This is a genomic window from Bacillus sp. AC266, from assembly GCF_979253805.1.
This window is the reverse complement of sequence record NZ_CEEDEC010000009.1, coordinates 69,925-93,307: the sequence shown is the minus strand read 5'-3', so window position 1 is coordinate 93,307 and position 23,383 is coordinate 69,925. Positions and strand designations below refer to the sequence as shown.

Annotated in this window: 22 protein-coding genes; 4 read left to right on the top strand and 18 right to left on the bottom strand. The window is 35.8% G+C overall.

The annotated features are described in order from the left end of the window. Window positions 1-51: 51 nt before the first annotated feature. The 3 genes from AC0IXC_RS26405 to AC0IXC_RS26395 are packed head-to-tail and all read right to left on the bottom strand — an operon-like array spanning window position 52 to window position 1,592. Window positions 52-303, bottom strand: coding sequence for a DUF2164 domain-containing protein (locus AC0IXC_RS26405; protein ID WP_002033529.1), 252 nt, complete (start codon window positions 301-303; stop codon window positions 52-54). 17 nt (window positions 304-320) lie between these two features. Then, entirely contained in the window at window positions 321-773 is a 453-nt protein-coding gene (locus AC0IXC_RS26400; protein ID WP_002033528.1) for a peptidoglycan recognition protein family protein, read from the bottom strand. A 15-nt stretch (window positions 774-788) separates the two neighbouring features. Then, window positions 789-1,592, bottom strand: a complete 804-nt coding sequence (locus AC0IXC_RS26395; RefSeq protein ID WP_033709348.1) for a protein phosphatase 2C domain-containing protein — start codon at window positions 1,590-1,592, stop codon at window positions 789-791. 143 nt (window positions 1,593-1,735) lie between these two features. Here AC0IXC_RS26395 and AC0IXC_RS26390 point away from each other — a divergent pair, with 143 nt between their 5' ends. After that, window positions 1,736-2,545, top strand: a complete 810-nt coding sequence (locus AC0IXC_RS26390; protein ID WP_471653571.1) for a YitT family protein — start codon at window positions 1,736-1,738, stop codon at window positions 2,543-2,545. A gap of 20 nt (window positions 2,546-2,565) precedes the next feature. Here the strand turns inward: AC0IXC_RS26390 and AC0IXC_RS26385 are convergent, their stop codons facing one another. After that, window positions 2,566-2,937 carry a VOC family protein gene (locus tag AC0IXC_RS26385; RefSeq protein WP_002087825.1) on the bottom strand — a complete coding sequence of 124 codons (372 nt, stop codon included), beginning with the start codon at window positions 2,935-2,937 and terminating at the stop codon, window positions 2,566-2,568. A 236-nt stretch (window positions 2,938-3,173) separates the two neighbouring features. Between AC0IXC_RS26385 and AC0IXC_RS26380 the strand changes: the two genes are divergently transcribed. Then, complete coding sequence (locus AC0IXC_RS26380) at window positions 3,174-4,706, top strand: BA3702 family sensor histidine kinase (RefSeq protein ID WP_471653570.1); 1,533 nt, start codon at window positions 3,174-3,176, stop codon at window positions 4,704-4,706. 136 nt (window positions 4,707-4,842) lie between these two features. Here the strand turns inward: AC0IXC_RS26380 and AC0IXC_RS26375 are convergent, their stop codons facing one another. From AC0IXC_RS26375 to AC0IXC_RS26350, 6 genes are all read right to left on the bottom strand, one after another. Continuing rightward, on the bottom strand, window positions 4,843-5,637 hold the full coding sequence (locus AC0IXC_RS26375; RefSeq protein WP_471653569.1) for a phosphotransferase: 795 nt from the start codon (window positions 5,635-5,637) through the stop codon (window positions 4,843-4,845). Window positions 5,638-5,774: 137 nt separating this feature from the next. Next, window positions 5,775-6,389 carry an alpha/beta hydrolase gene (locus tag AC0IXC_RS26370; protein ID WP_002087830.1) on the bottom strand — a complete coding sequence of 205 codons (615 nt, stop codon included), beginning with the start codon at window positions 6,387-6,389 and terminating at the stop codon, window positions 5,775-5,777. 27 nt (window positions 6,390-6,416) lie between these two features. After that, window positions 6,417-7,355, bottom strand: a complete 939-nt coding sequence (locus AC0IXC_RS26365; protein ID WP_088039959.1) for a ring-cleaving dioxygenase — start codon at window positions 7,353-7,355, stop codon at window positions 6,417-6,419. Window positions 7,356-7,695: 340 nt separating this feature from the next. Continuing rightward, window positions 7,696-9,174: a sodium/proline symporter PutP gene (gene putP / locus AC0IXC_RS26360; protein ID WP_002142737.1), complete on the bottom strand. Its 1,479-nt coding sequence runs from the start codon at window positions 9,172-9,174 to the stop codon at window positions 7,696-7,698. A gap of 325 nt (window positions 9,175-9,499) precedes the next feature. Further along, window positions 9,500-11,068: an FMN-binding glutamate synthase family protein gene (locus tag AC0IXC_RS26355; RefSeq protein ID WP_201064787.1), complete on the bottom strand. Its 1,569-nt coding sequence runs from the start codon at window positions 11,066-11,068 to the stop codon at window positions 9,500-9,502. Window positions 11,069-11,135: 67 nt separating this feature from the next. Continuing rightward, a complete protein-coding gene (locus AC0IXC_RS26350) occupies window positions 11,136-12,263 on the bottom strand; it encodes an alkene reductase (protein ID WP_471653568.1) in 1,128 nt (375 codons plus the stop codon). 432 nt (window positions 12,264-12,695) lie between these two features. Between AC0IXC_RS26350 and AC0IXC_RS26345 the strand changes: the two genes are divergently transcribed. Continuing rightward, window positions 12,696-13,790 (top strand): NAD(P)-dependent alcohol dehydrogenase, encoded by a 1,095-nt coding sequence (locus AC0IXC_RS26345; protein ID WP_471653567.1) that lies wholly within the window; start codon window positions 12,696-12,698, stop codon window positions 13,788-13,790. A gap of 538 nt (window positions 13,791-14,328) precedes the next feature. On the opposite strand, the gene AC0IXC_RS26340 is transcribed toward AC0IXC_RS26345, so the two are convergent. The 6 genes from AC0IXC_RS26340 to hutP form a co-directional block, all read right to left on the bottom strand. Continuing rightward, window positions 14,329-14,790: a CarD family transcriptional regulator gene (locus AC0IXC_RS26340; RefSeq protein WP_170935206.1), complete on the bottom strand. Its 462-nt coding sequence runs from the start codon at window positions 14,788-14,790 to the stop codon at window positions 14,329-14,331. Window positions 14,791-15,082: 292 nt separating this feature from the next. Next, a complete protein-coding gene (gene hutG / locus AC0IXC_RS26335; RefSeq protein ID WP_471653566.1) occupies window positions 15,083-16,054 on the bottom strand; it encodes a formimidoylglutamase in 972 nt (323 codons plus the stop codon). Continuing rightward, entirely contained in the window at window positions 16,033-17,304 is a 1,272-nt protein-coding gene (gene hutI / locus AC0IXC_RS26330) for an imidazolonepropionase (protein WP_002190400.1), read from the bottom strand. Before hutI ends, hutG begins: the two co-directional genes overlap by 22 nt. Window positions 17,305-17,316: 12 nt before the next feature. Continuing rightward, entirely contained in the window at window positions 17,317-18,975 is a 1,659-nt protein-coding gene (gene hutU / locus AC0IXC_RS26325; RefSeq protein WP_002033512.1) for a urocanate hydratase, read from the bottom strand. A 23-nt stretch (window positions 18,976-18,998) separates the two neighbouring features. After that, window positions 18,999-20,516, bottom strand: coding sequence for a histidine ammonia-lyase (gene hutH, locus AC0IXC_RS26320; RefSeq protein ID WP_002033511.1), 1,518 nt, complete (start codon window positions 20,514-20,516; stop codon window positions 18,999-19,001). Window positions 20,517-20,618: 102 nt separating this feature from the next. Then, window positions 20,619-21,059 (bottom strand): hut operon transcriptional regulator HutP, encoded by a 441-nt coding sequence (gene hutP, locus AC0IXC_RS26315; protein WP_000926519.1) that lies wholly within the window; start codon window positions 21,057-21,059, stop codon window positions 20,619-20,621. 181 nt (window positions 21,060-21,240) lie between these two features. Here hutP and AC0IXC_RS26310 point away from each other — a divergent pair, with 181 nt between their 5' ends. Continuing rightward, entirely contained in the window at window positions 21,241-22,209 is a 969-nt protein-coding gene (locus tag AC0IXC_RS26310; protein WP_471653565.1) for a class I SAM-dependent methyltransferase, read from the top strand. 13 nt (window positions 22,210-22,222) lie between these two features. Here the strand turns inward: AC0IXC_RS26310 and AC0IXC_RS26305 are convergent, their stop codons facing one another. Together AC0IXC_RS26305 and AC0IXC_RS26300 are read right to left on the bottom strand one after the other, a co-directional pair. Then, window positions 22,223-22,795, bottom strand: coding sequence for a DJ-1/PfpI family protein (locus AC0IXC_RS26305; RefSeq protein ID WP_033709344.1), 573 nt, complete (start codon window positions 22,793-22,795; stop codon window positions 22,223-22,225). After that, window positions 22,792-23,370: an AAA family ATPase gene (locus tag AC0IXC_RS26300; protein ID WP_033709342.1), complete on the bottom strand. Its 579-nt coding sequence runs from the start codon at window positions 23,368-23,370 to the stop codon at window positions 22,792-22,794. The genes AC0IXC_RS26305 and AC0IXC_RS26300 overlap by 4 nt, the downstream gene beginning before the upstream one ends. Window positions 23,371-23,383: the final 13 nt, after the last annotated feature.

Genomic DNA, 23,383 nt, shown 5'->3' with positions numbered 1-23,383 from the left:
GTGGCATATACTTATTTTATAATTGACGGAAGACGACCAAAATAGCTCTTTTTATTTACCCTCATTCTTCTCTAACACATACAAATCTTCTTCAATATTCGTTAATTTCTCACTTACAAGCTTTCTTGCATCTCCAATTGCTTGATTGTATGCAAATGGTCCTACTAACTTTATCATTTCTTCTATTAAACGTTCTGCTTGGAAACGTCCAATTTCATCTAAATCTTCTTCAACGAAAAATTGCTGAATTTGTGCTACAAGCTCTTCTTTTTTATCATTCGTTATTTTTATGTTCATCATCATTCGTTACTCCTCTATATTTAAGATAATACTTTTCTTAACTCTACCATAGAAAAGCGATTTCCTGGACAAGTTTTTGTAACCCCTTCTAACTCCCTATGGCCGAGTATATTTCCTTTCTCTATGGCAAACTGCTTCATAAACATTTTACATAAAGAATATAATGAATTCATTTGTGCAGTATTTGGATCATATTTATCAAAATTTCCCGTCATACATATTCCAATTGTGTCACTATTATTATCTTTCGCATGTGCTCCAATATGTAAACCTCGCCCTTCGACTACAGTTCCATCTTCTTCAATAAAATAATTGTAACCAATCCCGCTCCATCCTCTTACCTTTTGATGAAATTCGTGAGTTTTATACACATCCCAGCCATCTTCTGACGTATGGTGGATGATCAGTTTATTTACTTTTTCTAAAGGAACTAACTCATTTTGAAATGTTAAATTTGCACATTTAATTTCCATATGAACATCCTCCTCTTACAAATCGATCATAATAACTGTTTTATCATCTGGTCTTATTCTATTTTCTCCTTCTAACCTTTCAATGATTGCTACATATTCTTTTATACTATTTTTTCTTATATATGCTACAGTTTGTTCTAACGACCACTCGGGGTGAAACAATCCGTCTGAACAAATAAAAACCCCACTTACTTCAGCTACCTGTAATTCACCATATTGTAAATAATCCATAGCTTCTTTCATCCCATTTGCAACTGAGTAGCCGTTTGGCATATTTGCAAGATAGCGATTGTATTTTAACTGCTCCCGAACATCTTGAAAAACGTGTTCCTCAGGTATAGGTAATCCCTTTTCTCTATCTTCCTCTCTCTTCTTTTTTGCACGTTTACTAATTCCTTGAACCGTATCTTTCGTTAATACTCTCATCGCTCCATTTTGAAGTATTGCAACGATCATACAATCACCTAACTGTGCATATTCAAGTTTTTCGCCTTCTATTTGAACTGCTGCAATACATGTACACCAAAGATGGTCTTTTTTTCTCGTATCAACCTTGTACTCTAGCATCTTGTTTTGCAATAATTCATTCGCCTTTGCAACTTCACCTTGTAAACTATTAATCTCCCGTAACGAAGTAAAATGACTTGCAAATAAATGCGAAGCGATGTATGCTCCATTATGTCCTTCTTCATCACAAAACGGGACGAGCGGAGTTGCTCCATCACATACACCGTAAATCATTTTATCTTCATTACAAAAAAATGAATCCTCACACTCTTGTTTTAAAGGACTTTTCTGTTGATATGTTGTTATCTTCATATCTGTATCCCCTCCCAATTTATCAAACACTCGAACTATTTAGATTAATCTAATTTTCCAAAATAAACTGTTTTCCCCAAAAACTTTCAATTTCATATATAATCTTGAAATAATATGATTATTTAGTGAAGGACGGGAAAGAGATGGTCAGATTTCTTGGTGTTATTTTTGGTTCTATTATTATCGCAATTGCCTTTAATCTTTTCCTTATCCCCCATAAAATTTTAAGTAGTGGAATTGGCGGAATTGCTATTATTTTAGGGATTGTAACCCCTGTAAACACAGGTATTATTAACTTTGTATTGAACTTACCTATCCTTATTTTAGGATACATAGGTCTTGGAAAAAAAGTAATTTTTAACACGGTTGTTTCTGTAATTGTATTATCTGTTGCATTATACTATGTTCCAGCAAAAGTCGTAGCAACAGATCCACTTTTATCATCTGTATTTGGCGGTGTCATCGCCGGAGCTGGTATTGGTCTTGTCTTTAACTGCCATGGTTCAACTGGTGGATTTGATATTATCGGTATGTTGTTATCTCGTAAGCGAGATATTAAACTTGGTGGATTCCTTATTGCATTAAATACTGTTGTTGTTGTCATTGCAGGATTTTTCTTCACTTGGGATGTTGCCCTTACAAGCTTACTTTCAATTTATGTAACTGGTAAAGTAATTGATGCCGTTCATACGAAACATCGTAAAGTTACACTTATGATTGTAACAAATCAAGCAGAAGAAATGAAAAAAAAGCTTCTTTCAACTGTAGTACGTGGAATTACGTTACTTGACGGTGAAGGTGCTTATTCAAACGAAAAAAAACGTGTACTTATGACAGTCGTTTCACGTGAAGAATTAGCAAGTATGAAACTAACGATTTCGGAAATTGATCCTCATGCATTCGTTAATATTACGGAGACTGTTGAAGTATTAGGATTGTTTAGAAAAGTGTAAAAAACTAGGTGGACCTTCACCTAGTTTTTATTTTCCATAAATTCAATTCGATTTCCAAACGGATCTGACACGTAAAATCTGATTACATCTGGTCGCGCATGATCATCTATTACTTCAATACCTTGCTTTATTAACCCTTGTTTAAATTCATTAATTTTCAAAACATAAAAAGCTGGATGCGCTTTTTTAGCTGGATTAAAATTTTGCTCAACTCCGATATGAATCTCTTGATTTCCACACTTAAACCAACACCCACCACGCTTCTTTAATTCCTCTGGCTTTGGGATTTCCTCCATACCAATTTTATTACCATAAAATTCTCGCGCTTCTTCTTCACATCCTACTGGCGCCGCTACTTGTACATGATCAATTCCTTGAATATAATTTTTCATATTCCTTCCCCCTCTTCTATTCTAATGTTATAACGAAAATACATTCATGTAACTTAGAAAATATTAATAAAGCAATATAAGATTCTCTTATTACTACCCTTTTTTACCTTCCACTAAAAATAAAAAAGAAAATTTATTATATAATTTCCATTTTTTATAGAAATACACATTGCACCTATATTATAGTTAGTACTAGATTCATCTTTTTTAGATGCTAGTTGTACGGAGGAAATATTATGAGTCGTAAAAAACATTCATCTACTCAAAAAAAGCGTCACCCAAACGTATCGGAGCGCTTGCGAAACCATATACAAAATCGTTCTTTAGCAGAAATGTATGCATCTCTTTTTGAACATAACCCTGATAGTATTATTTCATTGAATTTAGAAGGAGTTATTTTACATATTAATCCCTCTGCGGAAAGAATATTAGGTTATACTTCTAACGAATTAGAGCGGAAAACAATCACTTCTATTTTAGAAGCACATATTTCTGATCAAGTGCTACAATACATAAAAAATGCTGCAGCTGACAATCAAAAAGAGTATATCGTCTCTATTTATCATAAAGACGGATATTCACTAGATGTCGTAACAAAATTAGTTCCTATTTTTGTTAAAAACCGTTTAACAGGTGTATACGCCATTATGAAACCCCTTGAAAAATCAGAAAGAATTGAGAAAGTATTACAAGAGAGTGAGAAACGATTACGCACATTAATGAATTCAATGCCTGCATTTGTTATTTTTAAGGATCATGAAGGACGCTGGCTTGAAGCGAATGACTATGCGCTTTCTTGTTTCAATTTTCATAACGTTCCTTATCATGGAAAAAGAGATAATGAACTCATTCAATATAACGAAGCATACCGCGAATCTTTTTTGCATTGTGAAGAAGTCGATGAACTAACATGGCAAAAAGGACAAATTCTTCACGGAGAGGAATTTATTATACATAGAAATGATTTCGACCTAGTTTTAAGCATTTCAAAAGTTCCACTCTTCCATCCTGATGGCTCACGCAAAGGTCTTATAGTGATGGGAAGAGACGTTACCGAACTAAAAGAAACTGAAAAGTTATTACGGAAATCCGAAAAACTTGCAGTAGTCGGACAACTGACAGCTGGAATTGCCCATGAAATTAGAAACCCGCTCACTTCATTAAAAGGATTTTTAACGTTATTACATCCAGAAATAAATGAGGAAAATAAATGGTATGTGGACGTTATGTTGAGTGAAATTTCACAAATGGAATCTATAACAAGCCAATTTATGGCGATGTCTAAACCACAAGTGTTATCTATTCATACATGCAACGTACAAACATTAATTGAAGAAGTTGTAACTTTTATTTTACCAACAGCAATTATGCATAGCGTTCATATCATCATGGATCATTTCGATTATATTTCTGACATTCAATGTGATAGTAATCAATTAAAACAAGTTTTGATTAACATATTAAAAAATGCAATCGAGGCGATGCCTGATGGTGGTAACATATTCATTCAAACAACTTCGTTAGAAAATGATTTTGTTTCAATACGCATTATGGATGAAGGTTGTGGGATTCCTGAAGAGCGCATGGCTCGTCTTGGCGAACCTTTTTATAGCTTGAAAGAAAAAGGAACTGGCCTCGGCTTAATGATGTGCTATAAAATCATTCAAGAGCATCACGGAAAATTATTCATTTCCAGTGAATTAAACATAGGAACAACTGTCGATATCCAATTACCGATTGCTACAGCTCAGCCTGTAACAAACTCTTAACTATGCTACATTAATATAGTAAAAGACATCTGTTATAAGTAGTCGAGTTATTGTGGAAAACATCTACACTAATACGTTAAAAAGCTCAAAGTCCCTATATGACTCTGAGCTTTATTTTTGTATACGATTTATTTTATTAAATCCACTCTTTTCCATGTTTACGAATAAACTGAATATCATTTTCATAATGTTCAAGATGCCCTTCATCTATCATCTTTTGGAAGTTCATATCGCCTTCTAGTGCTTTTCTTTTCATGTATTTACATAATCCTTCTAATCGTAGAAGTACCATCTCCAAATAATCCTCGGCGATGCCATCACTTTTATAGGACTCAAAAAACAATTTAACTCTTTGTTTTATGCGGTCTGCATGCTGTAATGAATTATAATAAACCGCCGCACCTGTTTCCTTATAATAAACTCTACTTAATGGGACACAAGTGTAAAGAGTATAGGCTATGTCCCAAATTCTGGGTCCAGGACCAGCAACATCAAAATCAATAATACCTACTGGTTTTTCGTTATTAAAAATAATGTTGTATATTGCAAAATCATTGTGGCATACAACCTCTATTGTATTTGGAGTATTATCCATCGGTTTCCAATCATCTGATAACGGGAAATCACTCACAGCATCATGATAAAGACGGAGCATCTTCGCTATTTCTTTTAAAACCTCATTAGACCACATGTACTCTTTTAAAGGGTAATTACCAGCTTCTCCTTCAATAAATGATAATATCTCTCTATCTTTATCATCAATACCTAAAAACTTTGGTGCATAACTAAAACCTTTGTTTTCCAAATGATTTAATAGCTTATGAATTTTGGTACTGCCTTGCTTTAATTCTCGTCGAACAGTATCTTCCGAACGATATACGTTTGAGACATTCCCTCCCGTTAGCATTTCTTCATTTTCGTAGTTTGACATCTAATAGTTCCCCTCCATTATTCTACATTTTCTTTATATTTTAACATAACTTTCCTATTCCCTTTTAACCCCTTAAATTGCAACAAAAAAATCGAGTATAAAATCTTTATGATTTTACACTCGATTTAGTCTACTATTTATGCATGTGAAAATATTTTTTCATACCATTCTGTTGCCTTCTCTACTTCATTCATCGTTAATTGATGTCCTCTATTCTCCCAATGCATTGTTACATTAGCATCTACATTTTCTAATAGCATCTTCAATTCCTCTGACTCAGAAGGTGAACAAATTGGATCATTTGTTCCAGCAGCGATAAATACGAATTTCTCTGCTAAATTAGGTAATTCTATTCCTCTTCTAGGCACCATTGGGTGATGAAGGACTGCACCTTTTAATGCATTTTCGTAATGGAATAATAAGCTCGCCGCAATATTTGCTCCATTTGAATACCCAACAGCTACGATATTATCTCTATCAAATTCATATGTTTTTGCTGCTTCATTTAAAAATTCATTTAATTCCTTCGTACGGAAAACAAGATCCTCTTCATCAAAAATACCTTCTGCTAATCGGCGGAAGAAACGAGGCATCCCATTTTCTAATACATTTCCACGAACACTTAATACAGAAGCTTCCCGATCAATTCTTTCTGCAAGCGGTAATAAATCTAATTCATTTCCTCCTGTACCATGAAGCAATAACAACACTGGTTTTGACGTATCTTTTCCTTTTTGAAAAACATGTTTCATCATATTCCTTTTCCCCTTTCAATCACTTTAATCTAGATTTCTCACTTCAAATGGTAAGAGTGTCTGTTCAATTTGTTTTCTATGTTGTTCATATCGATCCGGTAATTTTAACTCCTCACCCATCGTCTCTAAAGATTCGTCATGGGCAAAACCAGGAGGGTCTGTTGCAATTTCAAATAAGATTTCGCCGTGTTCTCTAAAATAAATTGCGTTAAAATAGTTTCGGTCTTGTACAGGGGTTACACCATATCCAAAGCGAGACACATGCTCTTTCCAGTCTAATTGATCAGTATCATCACTCGCTCTCCAAGCAATATGATGAACTGTACCAACACCCATTTGCCCACGTCCAATTGTTGATAATCTCAAATCGATAATATTTCCAATATCAGCAGAAGAACGGAACCGCATAAACTCTCCCTCTTCTCCTACTTTCTCAAGACCCATAACATGCTCTAACAATTCAGCAGTTTTTTGAGGTTGTGCAGATAAAAGAACAGCACCGCCAAATCCTTTAATTGCTACTTCTGGCGTAACTTCCCCAAAAGTCCAATTATTTAATTCGCCCTCTTCTCTTTCAACTAATTCTATATGCAAACCATGTGGATCATCAAACTCTAAATACTGTTCGCCAAATCGAGTCATCTTTGTATACAGCACACCGAATTTTTCTAATCTATTTTCCCAAAACTCCATTGCACCTTTTGGTACGACATAAGACGTAATGCCTACTTGACCGTCCCCAATAATACCTTGACGAGCACCTGCCCATGGGAAAAACGTAATAATTGTTCCAGGCTTTCCTCCTGCATTACCAAAATAAAGATGATACGTACCTGGATCATCAAAATTAACTGTTTGTTTTACTAAACGCAATCCTAATACACCTGCATAAAAATCTACATTTTCTTGTGGGTGACCCACGATTGCTGTAATGTGATGAATTCCCATCGTTTTCTTTTCCACTTTCTCCACCCCTTTTTATTTCATTTTAAAAACTTTTATACATTAAAATTCATTATTCATTTTGTCCATACTGCAAAGTAAAATCCATCGTTATGATTTTATCTTTAATTCGAGATATAAGCTGTGAAGTTACGCATTATCTTCTATATCACTGAATTCATCTCGAATTCGAGATAATCCCAAAAAAATATTTACTCCATCTAAAATCTTTATTCGGAAATAAATTATCTCGAACTCAATATTTATTATAAGTTACTTACTTTTAGTTGTCAACAAGCACTTATTTTCATTTTAAATCAAAAGAGAGTAAATGCTAGTTAGCATTTACTCTCTTCGCTAATTATTTCGTTTCCTCTTCCAACACTGCTTCCATCTCGTTAAATTCACGATGAATTGCTTTCACTGGTTCTTTCGTTAATAAACTTACAACTATAACAGCTAATAAACTACAGAAGAATCCAGGTACCATTTCATACATAGTCGCTTTTAAACTTGGAATTTGTACCCAAGTAATAACAACTACTGCACCTACAATCATACCAGCAAGAACGCCCCATTTGTTCGTTCTCTTCCAATATAAACTTAATAAAATGGCGGGTCCGAATGCTGAACCAAATCCTGCCCAAGCATAACCGACAAGTGTTAAAATTGTATCACTTGGATGATACGCTAAAACAACTGCGATCATAGCTACTACTAATACTGACAGTCTACCGATAAATACAAGTTCTTTATCACTTGCGTTACGACGGAAAAATGTTTTATAGAAATCTTCCGTTACAGCACTTGAAATAACGAGTAATTGCGAGGAAATACTACTCATAATCGAAGCCAAAATAGCTGACAATAAAAATCCAGTAATATACGGATGGAATAAAATGTTTGAGAATGTTACAAAGACCATTTCTGGGTCTTGTAATTTCTCATTATTTTTAGCGTAATAAGCAATACCAATTAGACCAGTAAGCATTGCACCTATAATTGAAATCGTCATCCAACCGATACCGATTCTACGAGAAGTTTTTAAATCTTTAACAGAGGTAATTGCCATAAAGCGAACAATAATATGCGGTTGACCAAAATACCCAAGACCCCATGCTAAAAATGAAATAATACCAAGAATTGTAGTACCTTTAAACATATCTAAATGCGATGCATCAACTTGCTTAATCGTATTGAATGTTTCTGTTACACCACCGACATCTGTAAAAGCTACAATTGGCACTAACACAAGAGCAATAAACATAATACAACCTTGCACAAAGTCGGTCCAACTTACTGCTAAAAAGCCACCGAATAATGTATAAGCAACAACGACACCGACAGTTACAAATAAACCAATTTTATAATCAAGATTGAAAGAATTCTCAAACAAACGTCCACCTGAAACTAAACCAGCTGACGCATAAAATGTGAAAAACACTAAAATGACGATAGCGGAGACAAAACGAAGTATTTTCGTACGATCTTTAAACCGATTTTCTAAAAAATCTGGAATCGTAATTGAATCATTTGCCATTTCTGTATACGTTCGCAAACGCGGGGCAAGAATTAAATAGTTTGCATAAGCACCTATTAATAAACCTATCGCAATCCATACACTTGATAATCCTGTTGCATACATCGCACCAGGTAATCCCATTAGCATCCAACCACTCATGTCAGAAGCACCAGCTGATAAAGCTGTAACTGCTGGACCGAGTCCCCTTCCGCCTAACATATAATCTGATAAATCGGATGTCTTCTTATAAGACCAATAACCGATATACAACATACCTGCCATATAAATAGCAAGCGAAACCATAATCTCAATCTTCACCAAATCTCTCCCTTAGTTATATAAGCCATTCAAAATTTCGAAAAATGACTTTTTCTATTTTCTTGTTTTCGCTTATGGTTCCCTACCTTAACAAACATTTTTTGTTCTTTCAAGTGAACAAGCCCTTTTCACTACATGTGAAAACCTTTATAAACGCCTTTATCCCAGTGGATTACCAGGTTTTTAAAAGAAATTAAAGTAAAAATATTCAGAAAACAAAATGGCGTTTTTTCACACCTTATTTTCATTCGTTTATTAGTTGAATTTTAAAAGAAAAAAGCCATACGAATGTATGACTTTTAATTTATTAAACATAGCTTATCTTCTATTTACTAGTAGGAAACAATTCTGAAAGAGGAACTACCCGCCCCACCTCATCTTTAAACACAATATGCTCTCTCGTTAAATGGCGCGGGCTCTTTACTCCCGCTGCTGCCGCAAGTGAGAACAAACTATATCTCATACTAATAACATAGTTCATTACTCGCCATTTTTTCTCATACGGATCTAATGCTTTTTGGTAGTGTGGATTCGTAGTTGCAACCCCCGATGGGCATTGCCCTGAATTACATTGCAGTGCCATAATACAACCGCTTGCCATCATAAATCCGCGTGCTGAATTTACGGCATCTGCACCAATGGCTAAAGCAATTGCCACTTTATCTGGTGTAATTAATTTCCCTGAGGCAAACACTTTGAATTTTTCCCGAACACCGTAATGATTCGCTGTATCAATACATGTCAGTAATGCTGGAATAAGCGGTATTCCCATACTATCTGCCATTGATTTATACGTAGCACCTGATCCACCTTCTGAACCATCAATTGTAATGAAATCTGGATAAATGTTTAACTCTTTCATCGTTTTGAATAAATCTTCCAACGGTTCCTGCTGTCCAATTACAATCTTCATCCCAACTGGTTTACCACCGTTTTCTTGCAAACGTTGAATAAAATAAAGTGTATCTACTGCATTCTTTAAAAATGGAAATCGATTCGGTGAATTAATCGTTTCTCCTTCTCGTACTTTCCGAACGGAAGCGATTTTCTCATTTACCTTCTGTCCTTCTAAATGACCACCACGTATTTTTGCTCCTTGCCCAAATTTCAATTCAAACGCTTTAATATTACTTTCTTTCGCCTTCTCCATAAATTCCTTCATCGAAAAATTCCCGTCCTCGTCACGGTATCCAAATAATCCCGGACCAATTTGGGCAATGATATTTGCACCCGTATGTAAATGTTCCGGTATTACACCACCTTCCCCCGTATTAATCCATGAACCGCCAGCCATCTTCGCGCCAAATCCACTTGCCAAAATATAATTTTCGCCAATCGCACCGTAAGAAGTTGCTGATGCGCCAAACATGCCATACAGTTTCCACGGATATTTGCGGTTTTCACCGACGATAATTGCATCATCTTCTTCATATAACCAAAGATTCGTTGTATCCGCTGTCAATTTTTCTCTTCGTGAAAATAACCCTTCTTTATGAATCACATACTTTTTCCCTTCACGTTCTTTCGTTACATTCACACTTAATTCATCTGTTAATTTCGGAAATAATGTATTAGCGATATAATATCCAGATGCATCAAAATCTCGTTTTGATCCAAAACCGAGTATTTCTGAACGGTATTTTGCTAGAAACATTACACTTTGAAAATCATAACGTGAAAAGGGCTTTCCATCCGTATCATGATCAAACCAATATTGCCTAAATTCCGGTCCTATCTTTTCAAGTAAATAACGCATCCTTCCTAAGTATGGATGTAACTTTAATATAGAATGATGCGTCCGTTTTTTAATAAAAAATGTAATAATAAAAAAAATGATTAATAGTAACATCAATAAGAGCAATATACTAATAATAACGAGTAGCGTTTCACTCATCCCGCTTCCTCCTATGAAAATCCATAATAAAAGGAGAACACCTGATGTGTTCTCCTTTTATCTTTATTCAAATTAATGTAGCAAGATGCTCTTTCGCGTCATATTCAACCAAATTTTCAGCATTTTTAATTCGCTGAACAAAATCTGGATTAGCGATTAATGGTCTTCCGAACGCCGCTACATCAATTGTTCCTTCTTGCAGTGCTTCTTCTGCCTCTTTCGGATTCAAATTACCTACTCCTACGATAGTACTATCCCAATACTTTCTTACTAATTGATGAAAATTCTTACCGTCAGCAATAACTTGCGTATAATTCATCGTTGAAGGGTGAATCATCGTTAATCCAACTTCTTTAAACATATTTACAAACGTTTCAATTGCAAGTTCAGGATGTTCCCACATATAAGTAGGATTATCACCTTTAAAGGCAGAGAAGCGAAGAAGCGTTTTATCAGCTCCAACTGCTTCAATTACAGCCTGAACAACTTCTTTCATAAACGTTAACCTTTGTTTTAAGTCACCGCCGTATTTATCAGTACGCTTATTCGCAAATTCATAAGTAAATTGGTCAATTAAATATCCGTGTGCACCGTGAATTTCTACACCATCAAATCCAGCTTCGATTGCGTTTTTTGCAGCCTGTGCATATTGATCGACAACTTCTTTTATTTCTTCTATTGTCATTGCTTCTGGTGTATCAAACGGTTTACGAAAACGCGGAACATTACCCTCCGCAGCAATAGCAGACGGTGCTTGCGGCATTTGACCACCAATTATTTCGTGATGACTCATACGTCCAACATGCCATATTTGAGCAATAATCGTTCCGCCTTCTTTATGTACTGCCTCTGTAACAGGTTTCCAAGAATCAATTTGCGCTTGTGTATAAATACCTGGTACTCCCGGATTCCCTTTTGCTCTCGGGCTAATGACAATTCCTTCTGTAATAATTAATCCAATCCCATCAGCAGCACGTTTTCGGTAATATTCGACTACATCAGCACCAACGACTCCAGTCTCATTATTTGCAAAACATCTCGTCATCGGTGCCATCGCTATGCGATTACGAAGAGACCAAGATCCAATTTGAATCGGATGAAATAACTTCGTTTCTTCAATATTTTCAAAAGACCCCCAAGCGTTTATATTTGTTCCTTCATAAATACTTGCCGCTTTATTATTTGAACTTGTCATTTTTCTTCCCCCTAAAAAAATCTAACTATAATCGCATCATACTTACTTTTAGATAGTAACGTCAATTTATACGCTCTTACGTAGGAATATTCGTATAATAAAACTAACCGTTTTTAACTTTAAGGATTCTGAAATTCAGGAATCTACTGTTTATTCTAATGCCCAGTAAGTGGATGAGGAAAATACTTATTAAGTGGATGTTTTCTTTTTTTCTAGTTTTATTACTATAGAATATATCGGTAATTAATTATTTAACTATTTACTAACCAAAAAGAACCTGTTTCCAATGTACTATGTTCAAACTTACACTAACGAGGTTTCAATAATTCATTTGTTTTTTAATTATACCAACGAAATTTTAGGAACTAATAAAAGACTCCTAGATAGTTGAAAGTATTTTTTCTTATTTAATTTTTAGAAAGAAGGATAACAATGAAAACAAAAGCTATCGTTTCTACACCCGAAAAAGATTTTAATATGCAAGAAGTATACTTAGACGAGATTAAAGACGATGAAGTATTAGTAAAAATTATCGCTTCGGGTATATGTCATACAGATGCAACAGTTTTAGACGGTACAATGCCAACACCAAAACCAGTTGTTTTAGGACATGAAGGTTCTGGTATCGTGGAAAAAGTGGGAAGTAATGTAACATCGGTTACACCTGGTGACCATGTTGTACTTGGATTTTCTTACTGTGGTCATTGTGAAAATTGCTTAGATGGTAATGCTGCTGCTTGCGAAAATATGATTGAATTAAACTTCTCTGGAAAAAACAAACGCCACGTAACACCTATACACTATCTTAACAATAATGACATTTCTCAATTCTTCGGCCAATCTTCATTCGCATACCATGCCGTTGTTAATGAGAATAATACTGTAAAAGTACCAAAAGATGTTGATATACGTTTGTTAGGACCACTTGGTTGTGGAATTATGACTGGTAGCGGTACGATCCTAAATTCATTACAGCCAAAACCAGGTAGTAGCCTAGTTGTATTTGGAACCGGTGCTGTTGGCCTTAGTGGCTTAATGGCAGCTAAAATTGCTGGATGTACTACAATCATTGCCATTGATATTCATGATAGTCGTTTAGAATTAGCGAAGGAATTAGGGGCTACACACACGATTAATAGCTTAAACGAAGATCCAGTTGCCAAAATTAAAGAAATTACAAACGGTGGAGCTAGTTACTCATTTGAAACAACTGGCGTAAATACTGTTACACTGCAATCCATTCAATGCTTACGAGTAAAAGGTACAATGGCAACTGTTGCTGTTGGTAAAAAGGATTTAACTTTAAACGTAACAAATGAAATTGTCGTAAAAGCTATTACAATTAAAGGGGTAGTTGAAGGTAATGCAGTACCGCAACTATTCATTCCAAAATTAATTAATTTCTATCAAAAAGGACTATTCCCATTCGATAAGTTTGTACAATTCTATTCTTTTGAAGAAATTGCTCAAGCATTTGAAGATTCTAAAACAGGAAAAACGATTAAACCTATTATCGTAATGGAGTAACATTTGTTTACTTTTTCCCGATAACTAACAAAACAAAAATATCCTGAAATGAAATAAATAAAATTAAAAAGGTTTCCTACTTAGGAAACCTTTTTTAGTTGACCATATAAGGCTAACAATTCGTTTATCTCTTTTAAATAAAGAAAATAAACAATTATTATCTCCTCACATATGGAAAATCTCTTAACAATAGAAGTGGGAGTGGTTCAGTATTCTTCTAAAAATAATAACTTATATACCTAAAACAATGAAAGCCCTACCTCTCTTTCATCCTTACGGCTCCTCGTCCGTGCCAGTGTGAATCAGGATTGCAAAAATCAAGTAACTATTTTATCGAGTTATTTAATTAAACTTCGAACATTCGTAAAAGAAATTAAAAAATAAAAATGGATTAAATTGTAGTAATAACAAAAGAGGTTAATGCTCTAAAAGTGGTTTGAAAGAGTTGAATGTCTTTGAAATGATTGATTTTCTATAATTATATTCCCAAAAAATTCAAGATCTTTTTTGGGATGTAATACATTATCTACAATGAATCTTAACAAAAGCTTTTTATTTGATTTTCTGTGATACCTTCAATTAATCCCAGCTCACTAATCAAAAATTCATGTGCGTTATCTAACATTTTCTTTTCGCTTGCATTAAGTGCTTTTTCTTTCTGCATACGTAATAAATCACGTACAACTTCAGCACCTTCTTGTATTTTACCCGTTTTTATTTTATCAGTGTTTAATTTATACCTTTGTTTCCACGTAAGTAATCTATCTGATTCCCCATGCTGAAAAATATCTATTATGTTTGTTAATGCCTTTATATCTGTAACTGGTCGTATATTTGAACTCAATATTTTCCCCATAGGAATCATTACTTCCATATTACTAGCCGACATTTTTATAACATAATACTGTCTTTTTTCTCCTGAGATTTCCTTTTCTTCTATGGCTTTAATTATACCTGCTCCGTGCATTGGATAAACGATGTTATCGCCAATTTGAAACAAATAATCCACCTCCATATATGGTAACCTTCTCAATCTTAACACACATTTATTTTTTTAGCAAAATTTTTATAATATCACAAAATTATTTTCTATGTCAATTTATTTACACATAAAAATTCAAGCTGTACAGAAACACTAAAAAACCCGCGATTTTGTTACATTTCTACACCCATTTTCTCCAATTTTATATACCTTGTAAAACAAAAAAAACACATCACTACATATAAGTAGCGATGTATTTTTATATAATGACAAAAACGGTTGCTTCAAAACTTCACACACGATCCTTCGCTTATATACTAACCTGTTTACTAATCGTTTCTCGCGCTAAAATAAAACTCATAATCACTTGCGCAGCTACTCTACTCGTCATATCCCTAAAATCAAGAGTTGGATCAATTTCTACTATATCCATCCCGTGAACGAGTGGCTCTTTACCAAGGAATTCAATTGCATCAAGTAAAGTTGTACTATCCATCCCACCAGGGCCAATTGCTGGACAGCCCGGCGCAAACGCTTGGTCTAGTACGTCCATATCAAGAGAAATATAAATAGAAGTCACATCTTGTTTTCTTAATACTTCAATACTTTCTGAAATAAGATCTTTTATTTTTCGCTCTCTTACATCTTTCATTGTATACACTGTCACGCCATGCTCTTTTGCATATTCATGGTACGCTCGTGCATTTGAAAAATTACGAATCCCAATTTGAACGAGCTGTTTTCCTGTAATCACATCATTTTCTAGCAAACTACGGAACGGTGTACCATTTGATGGACCACCATCATCTAAATTACGTAAATCATGATGGGCATCAAATTGAATAATACCGACCTTCCCTTTACTATTTGCAAAACCAGTTATACTCGGAAAACTAATCGAGTGGTCACCACCAAGAACGATTGGTATCATTTTCGGATTTACTTTCGTCAAGTGACCAACTGTTTTCGCAATTCGGTTATGACTCTCTTTTATATCTGTCACATGCATCGTAATATCACCACAATCATGAAGAACACTTTCTTTCATATCGTGTTCTTCTGTAATTGCGTACGTGCTATATGCATCCAACATTGAACGAATTGTTTTTGGTGCAAAACATGCTCCTGAATGACTAATAGATGGTTTAGAAAGGGGCGCTCCAATTAAGGCAGCACCGAATATTTCCACACCTTCCTCCCAATTTTTAATCATTTCGCTCCATTTCGTCACTTCCCGATCGATAAACTTTGCATTTTTCTTTAAATAGTGGCCGTGCTCCACGATTGTTCACCTCTTGTATATGCGATATTCCCATTCTTCCATACTGTATTTACATGACTTACGCCGTAATGGTACGGTACGTAAGCGTAATTATAAGCATCCCATAAAACTAAATCCGCCTTACGACCAACTCTAATTTTCCCAGCTACATCGCCTCGATTAATGGCATAAGATGAGTTCACTGTTACCGCATTCCAAACTTCTTCTGGTGTCATTTTCAGTTTCAGCATCGCAATGCTCATAATAAGCTGAATGTTTTCAGTTGGACAGCTACCTGGGTTAAAGTCTGTAGCTAAGGCAACTGCAACACCTTCATCAATCATTTTGCGGCCGCGTGCGAAGCTTTCTTTATTTAAATAGAAAGTTGTTCCTGGTAATAAAGTTGCTACTGTATTAGAATTCGCAAGCATTTCAATTCCTTTATCAGAAGCGCCAACTAAATGGTCCGCTGATGCTGCACCAATTTCAGCCGCTGCTTCCGCACCACCAAGAGGGTCGATTTCATCTGCATGAATTTTCACATCAAAGCCAAGCTCTTTCGCTTTTAATAAAAATTCTTTTGATTCTTCTACAGAGAACACACCTGTTTCACAGAAAATATCAACGAACTCAGCTAATTGCTTCTCTTTCATTTCTGGTAATAGATCTAGCATCCATTGTAAAAATTCTTTCGATCTTCCTTTATACTCTTTCGGAACTGCATGAGCACCTAAAAATGTTGAAACTAAATCAATTGGATGCTCTTTTTGTAATTGTGCAGTTGCCTCTAATTGTTTCCATTCTGTCTCATCATCCAATCCGTAACCACTCTTCGCTTCTACAGTTGTAACTCCGAAAGATAGCATACGGTCTAAATGGAATTTAGCTTTTTGAACAAGTTCTTCTTTCGACGCTTGTTTCGTTGCATTTACAGTTGAAAGAATACCTCCGCCTTGTTCTAAAATTTCCAAGTACGGAACTCCTTGTAGTTTTAGCGCGACTTCATTTTCACGAGATCCACCAAATACAAGATGAGTATGCGGATCAACAAGACCAGGAGACACCATTTTCCCGCCGCAATCAATAACCTCTTTCGCTTGTAATCCTTTAGCTTCTTCCGCTGTTCCAACGAAAGTAATTACACCATTTTCAATTCCAACCGCACCGTTTTCAATAACAGGAAGCGTATTCATCGCTTCCTGTCTTAACAAGCCATCTTCTTGATCCATTGTTAGTAATTGACCGATATTTATTAGTAAAGTGTCCAGCATGTTTCTTCCTCCTTATTTCATCATTGGGATGTTAACGCCTTTTTCTTTCGCAGTTTGAACCGCTAAGTCATAGCCAGCATCAACGTGACGAACAACACCCATACCAGGGTCAGAAGTTAATACGCGTTCAATACGTTTTGCTGCTGCTTCTGTTCCATCTGCAACGATAACCATTCCAGCGTGAAGTGAATACCCCATACCAACGCCACCACCGTGGTGAACAGATACCCAGCTTGCACCGTTTACACTGTTAATTAATGCATTTAAAATTGGCCAGTCTGCTACTGCATCACTACCATCTTTCATAGATTCTGTTTCACGGTTTGGAGATGCTACTGATCCACAATCTAAATGGTCACGGCCAATAACGATCGGTGCTGATAATTCACCATTAGCCACCATTTCATTAATAATGCGGCCAAATTTCGCACGCTCACCATAACCAAGCCAACAAATACGTGATGGAAGACCTTGGAACTCAACTTGCTGACGTGCCATACGGATCCAATTACATAAATGCTCATTATCCGCGAACTCGCGTAAAATAACTTCGTCTGTTTTATAAATATCTTCTGGATCACCAGAAAGTGCTACCCAGCGGAATGGTCCTTTTCCTTCACAGAATAATGGACGGATAAATGCTGGAACGAATCCCGGGAAATCGAAAGCATTTTTTAATCCTTCATCGAAAGCAACTTGGCGAATGTTATTTCCGTAATCAAATGTAATCGCGCCTTTTTCTTGCATTGCAAGCATTGCTTCTACATGTTTTTTCATACTTTCTTTTGATAATTGTACGTAACGTTCTGGATCTTCTTCACGAAGCTTCGCTGCTTCTTCTACTGTGTAACCTACTGGAATATAACCGTTTAATGGATCATGGGCAGAAGTTTGATCCGTAACTAAGTCAGGGATAATATTACGGTTTACTAACTCAGGTAAAATTTCTGCTGCATTACCTAATAATCCAATTGAAATAGGCTCTTTCTTCTCTTTATATTCGTTTGCAATAGCCAATGCTTCTTCTAATGATTCTGTATACTTATCACAATATCTCTTTTCAATACGACGATCGATACTACGCTTATCTACATCAATAGCAATTACAACACCGCCGTTCATCGTTACAGCAAGCGGTTGTGCGCCACCCATGCCACCTAAACCAGCAGTAATCGTTACAGTACCTTTTAATGAACCATCGAAATGTTGACGTGCCGCTTCACCAAATGTTTCATATGTTCCTTGTAAAATCCCTTGTGTCCCAATGTAAATCCAGCTACCCGCTGTCATTTGTCCGTACATCATAAGACCTTTTTTCTCTAGTTCACGGAAGTGATCCCAGTTCGCCCACTTCGGTACTAAGTTTGAGTTCGCTAAAAGAACGCGAGGCGCATCTTCATGTGATTTAAAAATTGCTACCGGTTTTCCTGATTGAACAAGTAACGTTTCATCGTTTTCTAACGTTTTTAATGAATCAACAATTGCATGGTAGCTTTCCCAATTACGAGCTGCACGGCCAATTCCGCCATACACAACTAATTCTTCTGGTTTTTCAGCTACTTCAGGATCTAAATTGTTCATTAACATTCGAAGTGCAGCTTCTTGAACCCATCCTTTCGTTTGTAACTCAGTACCTCTTGCCGCACGAATTGTTTGTTGTACTTTTTCCATTTCAATCTCTCCCTTTTCTCGTTTTATAGTGCTGCATTTACATCCAATCTTTCCTTTATTGAATAATTCGTTTTTAACCAATGCGCGATATTTTCAATATCCGTTGAGAATATACGGTCATTTGTAATAGAAGGCACTTGCTGACGACCTTGATGATAGAACGTTTTTGTAACTGTACTCATGTTTTCAATTCCGCGATATTCTGCTGCTTGCATCGCACAGATCATCTCAATTGCAAGAACGCGTCTTGCATTTTGAATAATTTGATGCGCATGACGTGAAGCGATTGTTCCCATACTTACGTGATCTTCTTGGTTAGCTGAAGACGGAATTGAATCTACACTCGCTGGATGAGCTAACGTTTTATTTTCTGAAACGAGTGAAGCCGCTGCATATTGCATAATCATGGCACCTGATTGAAGTCCTGGTTCTGGACTTAAAAATGGTGGTAAGTCATTTAATTGCGGATTTACTAGGCGTTCAATACGGCGCTCTGAAATATTTGCAAGCTCCGCCATCCCTACTTTTAAGAAGTCCATTGCAAATGCAATTGGTTGTCCGTGGAAATTACCACCAGAGATTACTTTTTCACCGCCATCAAAAATAAGTGGATTATCTGTTGCTGCATTCATTTCAATTTCTAATTTTTCTTTCACATAATTTAAAACTTGCCAAGAAGCACCGTGAACTTGCGGGATACAACGAAGTGAATATGCATCTTGTACACGAAGTTCTCCTTGTTTTGTCACAAGTTTACTATCATGAAGAATATCACGAATTCTGCTTGCCACTTCGACTTGCTCTTTATAACCACGCGCTTTATGAACATTTTCATCGAATGCATCAATAATGCCGCGTAATCCTTCCATTGTCATCGATGCAATTAATTCTGATTGATAAGCACTTGCTTCAGCTTCTATATAAGAAAGAACCCCTTGCGCTGTCATTGCCTGCGTACCATTGATTAACGCAAGACCTTCTTTTGCTTCAAGTTCAATAGGTTCAAGTCCTTCTTCTGTAAGAGCAACCATCGCATGAACTCGTTTTCCTTTGTAGAACACTTCACCTTCACCTAATAAAACGAGAGCAAGATGAGATAAAGGTGCTAAATCACCGCTCGCTCCTAGTGATCCTTGTTGCGGAACGACTGGATGAATTTTACGATTTACAAACTCAAGAAGCATGTTTACAACAAGTGGTCTAACACCCGATACTCCTTTTAACATCGTATTAGCTCGTAAAATCAACATACCGCGTGATACTTCTTCAGGGAATGGATCGCCTATTCCGCACGCATGTGACTGAATTAAGTTGTGTTGAAGTGCTTTTACATCATCTTTTTGAATAAGTACATCACTAAACTTTCCAAATCCAGTTGTAATACCGTAAACGACTTTTCCGTCCTCTACAATTTTCTCGACAACTTCGCGGCACTCTGCCACTTTTTGCATACTAGTTGGGCAAGCAGTTACACCTTCACCTTCAAGTAACAACCTCTTCATTTCTTCAACTGTCAATGTGTGTCCTGTTAACGTAATCATTCTTTTTCCTCCTTATAAAGGCAAAAGGGGACCTTATCTTTTTAAGACAGACTTCTGTCCTAAAAAATAAGGCCCCCTTCTAACTAATAGACTATGGGCAAATCATATGTGATTAATTCCTAAACCAATCGCCTCATGCTCAGATCCTTTTACAGGTGCACCAATCGTTCCATAAAGTGCAACAGCAACCCATTCGCCTTCTTTTTTTCCGTCGTATGGTGTACCGCGCACAATCGCAAAGCGAAGTCCTACTGTACGAAGAACGTCTGCTAACTGAATTTGACCTCTCGTCACTCCGTACAAAGCTTCCATAATTGCATGATAAAGTGCATGTGTTTCTCTGTAAACATCTGTTTCAATAACTCGGTTGCTCTTAGCCGCTGTTTCCATTGCTGCTACTACTTTTTGCGAATTCATAGAACCAACTTTCCCAGTACAATATTTCCAACCTTTCGGAATAGATAATACGGGACTTTCATTCTCATCCGCAAGTGCCAACAGCATGGCCATACGACCAATTCGATGTGTTCCTTGAAGAAGCATGTGACTCTCTCATTTCTTTTGAATTATTTGAATATTACTTAATTTAAGAATATATGAAAACGGTTAAATCGTCAATAGTTTAAAATATTATTCAAGCAATTTTTTATCCCTCTCATACTTGTACTTGTGTACACAATTTATTTACAGATTTTTTTCAGACGTGCTATAGTCTCACTAACAGATGCAAAGGGGCGAAATTTCAGTGGCGAAGCGAAAAGATATTCATTTTCGAATTGAAGAAAAATTACTTACAAGGTTTGAAGACGCACTCCATTACGAAGGTTTAAATAAAACAGATGTATTAACACATGCGATTCAGCAATTTTGCATAAAGGTGGAATGTGAAAAAATGAATGATGTAAAACGCCAATACAACGTAAGTAACCATTTACAAACACGTATCGATACGCATAAACATTACGAAGAAAAACAAGTGAATGTAGATGAAGTCGTCATTGAACATTTACAACTCCAAGGTGAAGAAAAAATATTAGAGGTCGGGTGTGCTAACGGAAAATTTCTTTCCCTTTTGCAAACTAATGGTCATAAAGGACATCCAACTGGTTTTGATCAATCCGAAACTATGCTTTCAGAAGCTGCTATAACGAATAATATGATTGAATGGAAACTCGGTGACGCTAGTAAACTTCCTTTCGAAGCTAATTGTTATGACCTGCTAATCGCAAGGCATATGTTATACCACATGAAAGATGTCGAAAAAACTATTCAAGGATTCCATAAGATAATTCGTCCTGGCGGCGCCCTTTTAGCTACAACAAATTCTAAAGTTTCATTACCTCGTATAGATGAAATGTGTAACAAAATGTTAGTCACATTTGATTTACCGAAAACATCACCGTCAGTAGCTCCATTTTGTTTAGAAAATGGTAAAGATCTATTACACTCTGTTTTTTCAACTGTTGAAGAAACAATTATTCATAATGCACTTGTTTTTCATCATGCCACTCCAATCGTTAACTATATTTCTAGCATGTTCCCGTCGCTGAATATACCTGATAATATGTCCCTTCACACCGAAATGAAGGAATGGCTAAAAGAAGAAATAGAAAATGATTTATCATTTCATAACGGTATATGGCGCGATCCGAAAACGTTAGTTATTTATCGATGTAAAAAAGAAAAGAGCTAGCATTCGCTAGCTTTTACACGTTTTCCGGTAAAAGATTCTCCATCATTATATTGCCCTTTCCACTATAAAAATTTGTATTATGTTCATTCACTACTCCAAAATAGGAGGCAATCGCTAGTCCAAATGGCACAAATGCATGTCCTTGTGCTGTAATAATATTTGCGTGCTGTACAACTTCTGTATACACAAAATTTTCTACTGGAAAACAATCTAATTTTTGATAATCTATAGTCACTGTATAAGAGATTTCTTTTAGTAAACCTGCCCTTGCTAACGCATACGGTCCAGCACAAATCGCTGCCACTAATTTTCCTTGCTCAGAAAATTGACGAATAACTGAAAAAAGCAGTTTCGCCTCTTTCATATGTATTTCATCTCCGTCCGGAATGATAATCCCCTCATATTCTTCTACACGCACTTCACTTAATTCTATATGCGGCTGTACTTGTAAGCCTGTTTCACTTATAATCATTTCTTTTGTTAAACTCGCTGTAATGATTTCATATTTCTTTTTCAGCAATGCTGTTGCTACCGTTATTTCAAACTCTGCAAATGTCGGATATACGAATAATAATATTTTTTTCATAGCCTTTTCTCCCTTAGCCACCCTATAAAATATGCCTCTAATTCGTCCACTGATAATATATTAGTGTCCACATAAGTTACCGGAAATTGTTTATACCATTCTTTTTCAACTTCTACTAATTTAAATTGTTCCTCAAATGTACTTCGATTTCTTGTCCTATCATTATTTCTCCTATCATACAAACTCTCTTTCGAAACATCTAAATAAAAAATTGCATCCGAACGGCATTCTCTTAATTTATACAATTCATCTTTTAATTCTGTTTCTATACCCCACTCTTTCCCTATCATCTTCGGATAAAAGAGTGTATAAAATTCAATATCTTCTGGTCCACGATCAAAAATCACGACTGAGCTTTTCACATTTTGAAACTCTATTATTTTTGCTTCAATAAACATTTTTTGATTTGTAATAAACCCCTCTTTTGAGTTCATATCTAAATGTAATTCTTTTCTTTTTTCTACAATTGGATATGGATTTTCGTATATAATTGAAAGCTCATATTGCTCTAACCTTTTTGCCAATGTTGTTTTCCCACTTGCCATCGGTCCTTGGAGTGAAATTACGTATGTCATCCCTCTCATTCCC

Excerpts from the sequence above, each read along its gene's own strand:
- AC0IXC_RS26405 (WP_002033529.1), bottom strand. The coding sequence starts at position 303 with ATGATGATGAACATAAAAATAACGAATGATAAAAAAGAAGAGCTTGTA.
- AC0IXC_RS26400 (WP_002033528.1), bottom strand. The coding sequence starts at position 773 with ATGGAAATTAAATGTGCAAATTTAACATTTCAAAATGAGTTAGTTCCT.
- AC0IXC_RS26395 (WP_033709348.1), bottom strand. The coding sequence starts at position 1,592 with ATGAAGATAACAACATATCAACAGAAAAGTCCTTTAAAACAAGAGTGT.
- AC0IXC_RS26390 (WP_471653571.1), top strand. The coding sequence starts at position 1,736 with ATGGTCAGATTTCTTGGTGTTATTTTTGGTTCTATTATTATCGCAATT.
- AC0IXC_RS26385 (WP_002087825.1), bottom strand. The coding sequence starts at position 2,937 with ATGAAAAATTATATTCAAGGAATTGATCATGTACAAGTAGCGGCGCCA.
- AC0IXC_RS26380 (WP_471653570.1), top strand. The coding sequence starts at position 3,174 with ATGAGTCGTAAAAAACATTCATCTACTCAAAAAAAGCGTCACCCAAAC.
- AC0IXC_RS26375 (WP_471653569.1), bottom strand. The coding sequence starts at position 5,637 with ATGTCAAACTACGAAAATGAAGAAATGCTAACGGGAGGGAATGTCTCA.
- AC0IXC_RS26370 (WP_002087830.1), bottom strand. The coding sequence starts at position 6,389 with ATGAAACATGTTTTTCAAAAAGGAAAAGATACGTCAAAACCAGTGTTG.
- AC0IXC_RS26355 (WP_201064787.1), bottom strand. The coding sequence starts at position 11,068 with ATGAGTGAAACGCTACTCGTTATTATTAGTATATTGCTCTTATTGATG.
- AC0IXC_RS26350 (WP_471653568.1), bottom strand. The coding sequence starts at position 12,263 with ATGACAAGTTCAAATAATAAAGCGGCAAGTATTTATGAAGGAACAAAT.
- AC0IXC_RS26345 (WP_471653567.1), top strand. The coding sequence starts at position 12,696 with ATGAAAACAAAAGCTATCGTTTCTACACCCGAAAAAGATTTTAATATG.
- hutI (WP_002190400.1), bottom strand. The coding sequence starts at position 17,304 with ATGCTGGACACTTTACTAATAAATATCGGTCAATTACTAACAATGGAT.
- hutU (WP_002033512.1), bottom strand. The coding sequence starts at position 18,975 with ATGGAAAAAGTACAACAAACAATTCGTGCGGCAAGAGGTACTGAGTTA.
- hutH (WP_002033511.1), bottom strand. The coding sequence starts at position 20,516 with ATGATTACGTTAACAGGACACACATTGACAGTTGAAGAAATGAAGAGG.
- hutP (WP_000926519.1), bottom strand. The coding sequence starts at position 21,059 with ATGCTTCTTCAAGGAACACATCGAATTGGTCGTATGGCCATGCTGTTG.
- AC0IXC_RS26310 (WP_471653565.1), top strand. The coding sequence starts at position 21,241 with ATGCAAAGGGGCGAAATTTCAGTGGCGAAGCGAAAAGATATTCATTTT.
- AC0IXC_RS26305 (WP_033709344.1), bottom strand. The coding sequence starts at position 22,795 with ATGAAAAAAATATTATTATTCGTATATCCGACATTTGCAGAGTTTGAA.
- AC0IXC_RS26300 (WP_033709342.1), bottom strand. The coding sequence starts at position 23,370 with ATGACATACGTAATTTCACTCCAAGGACCGATGGCAAGTGGGAAAACA.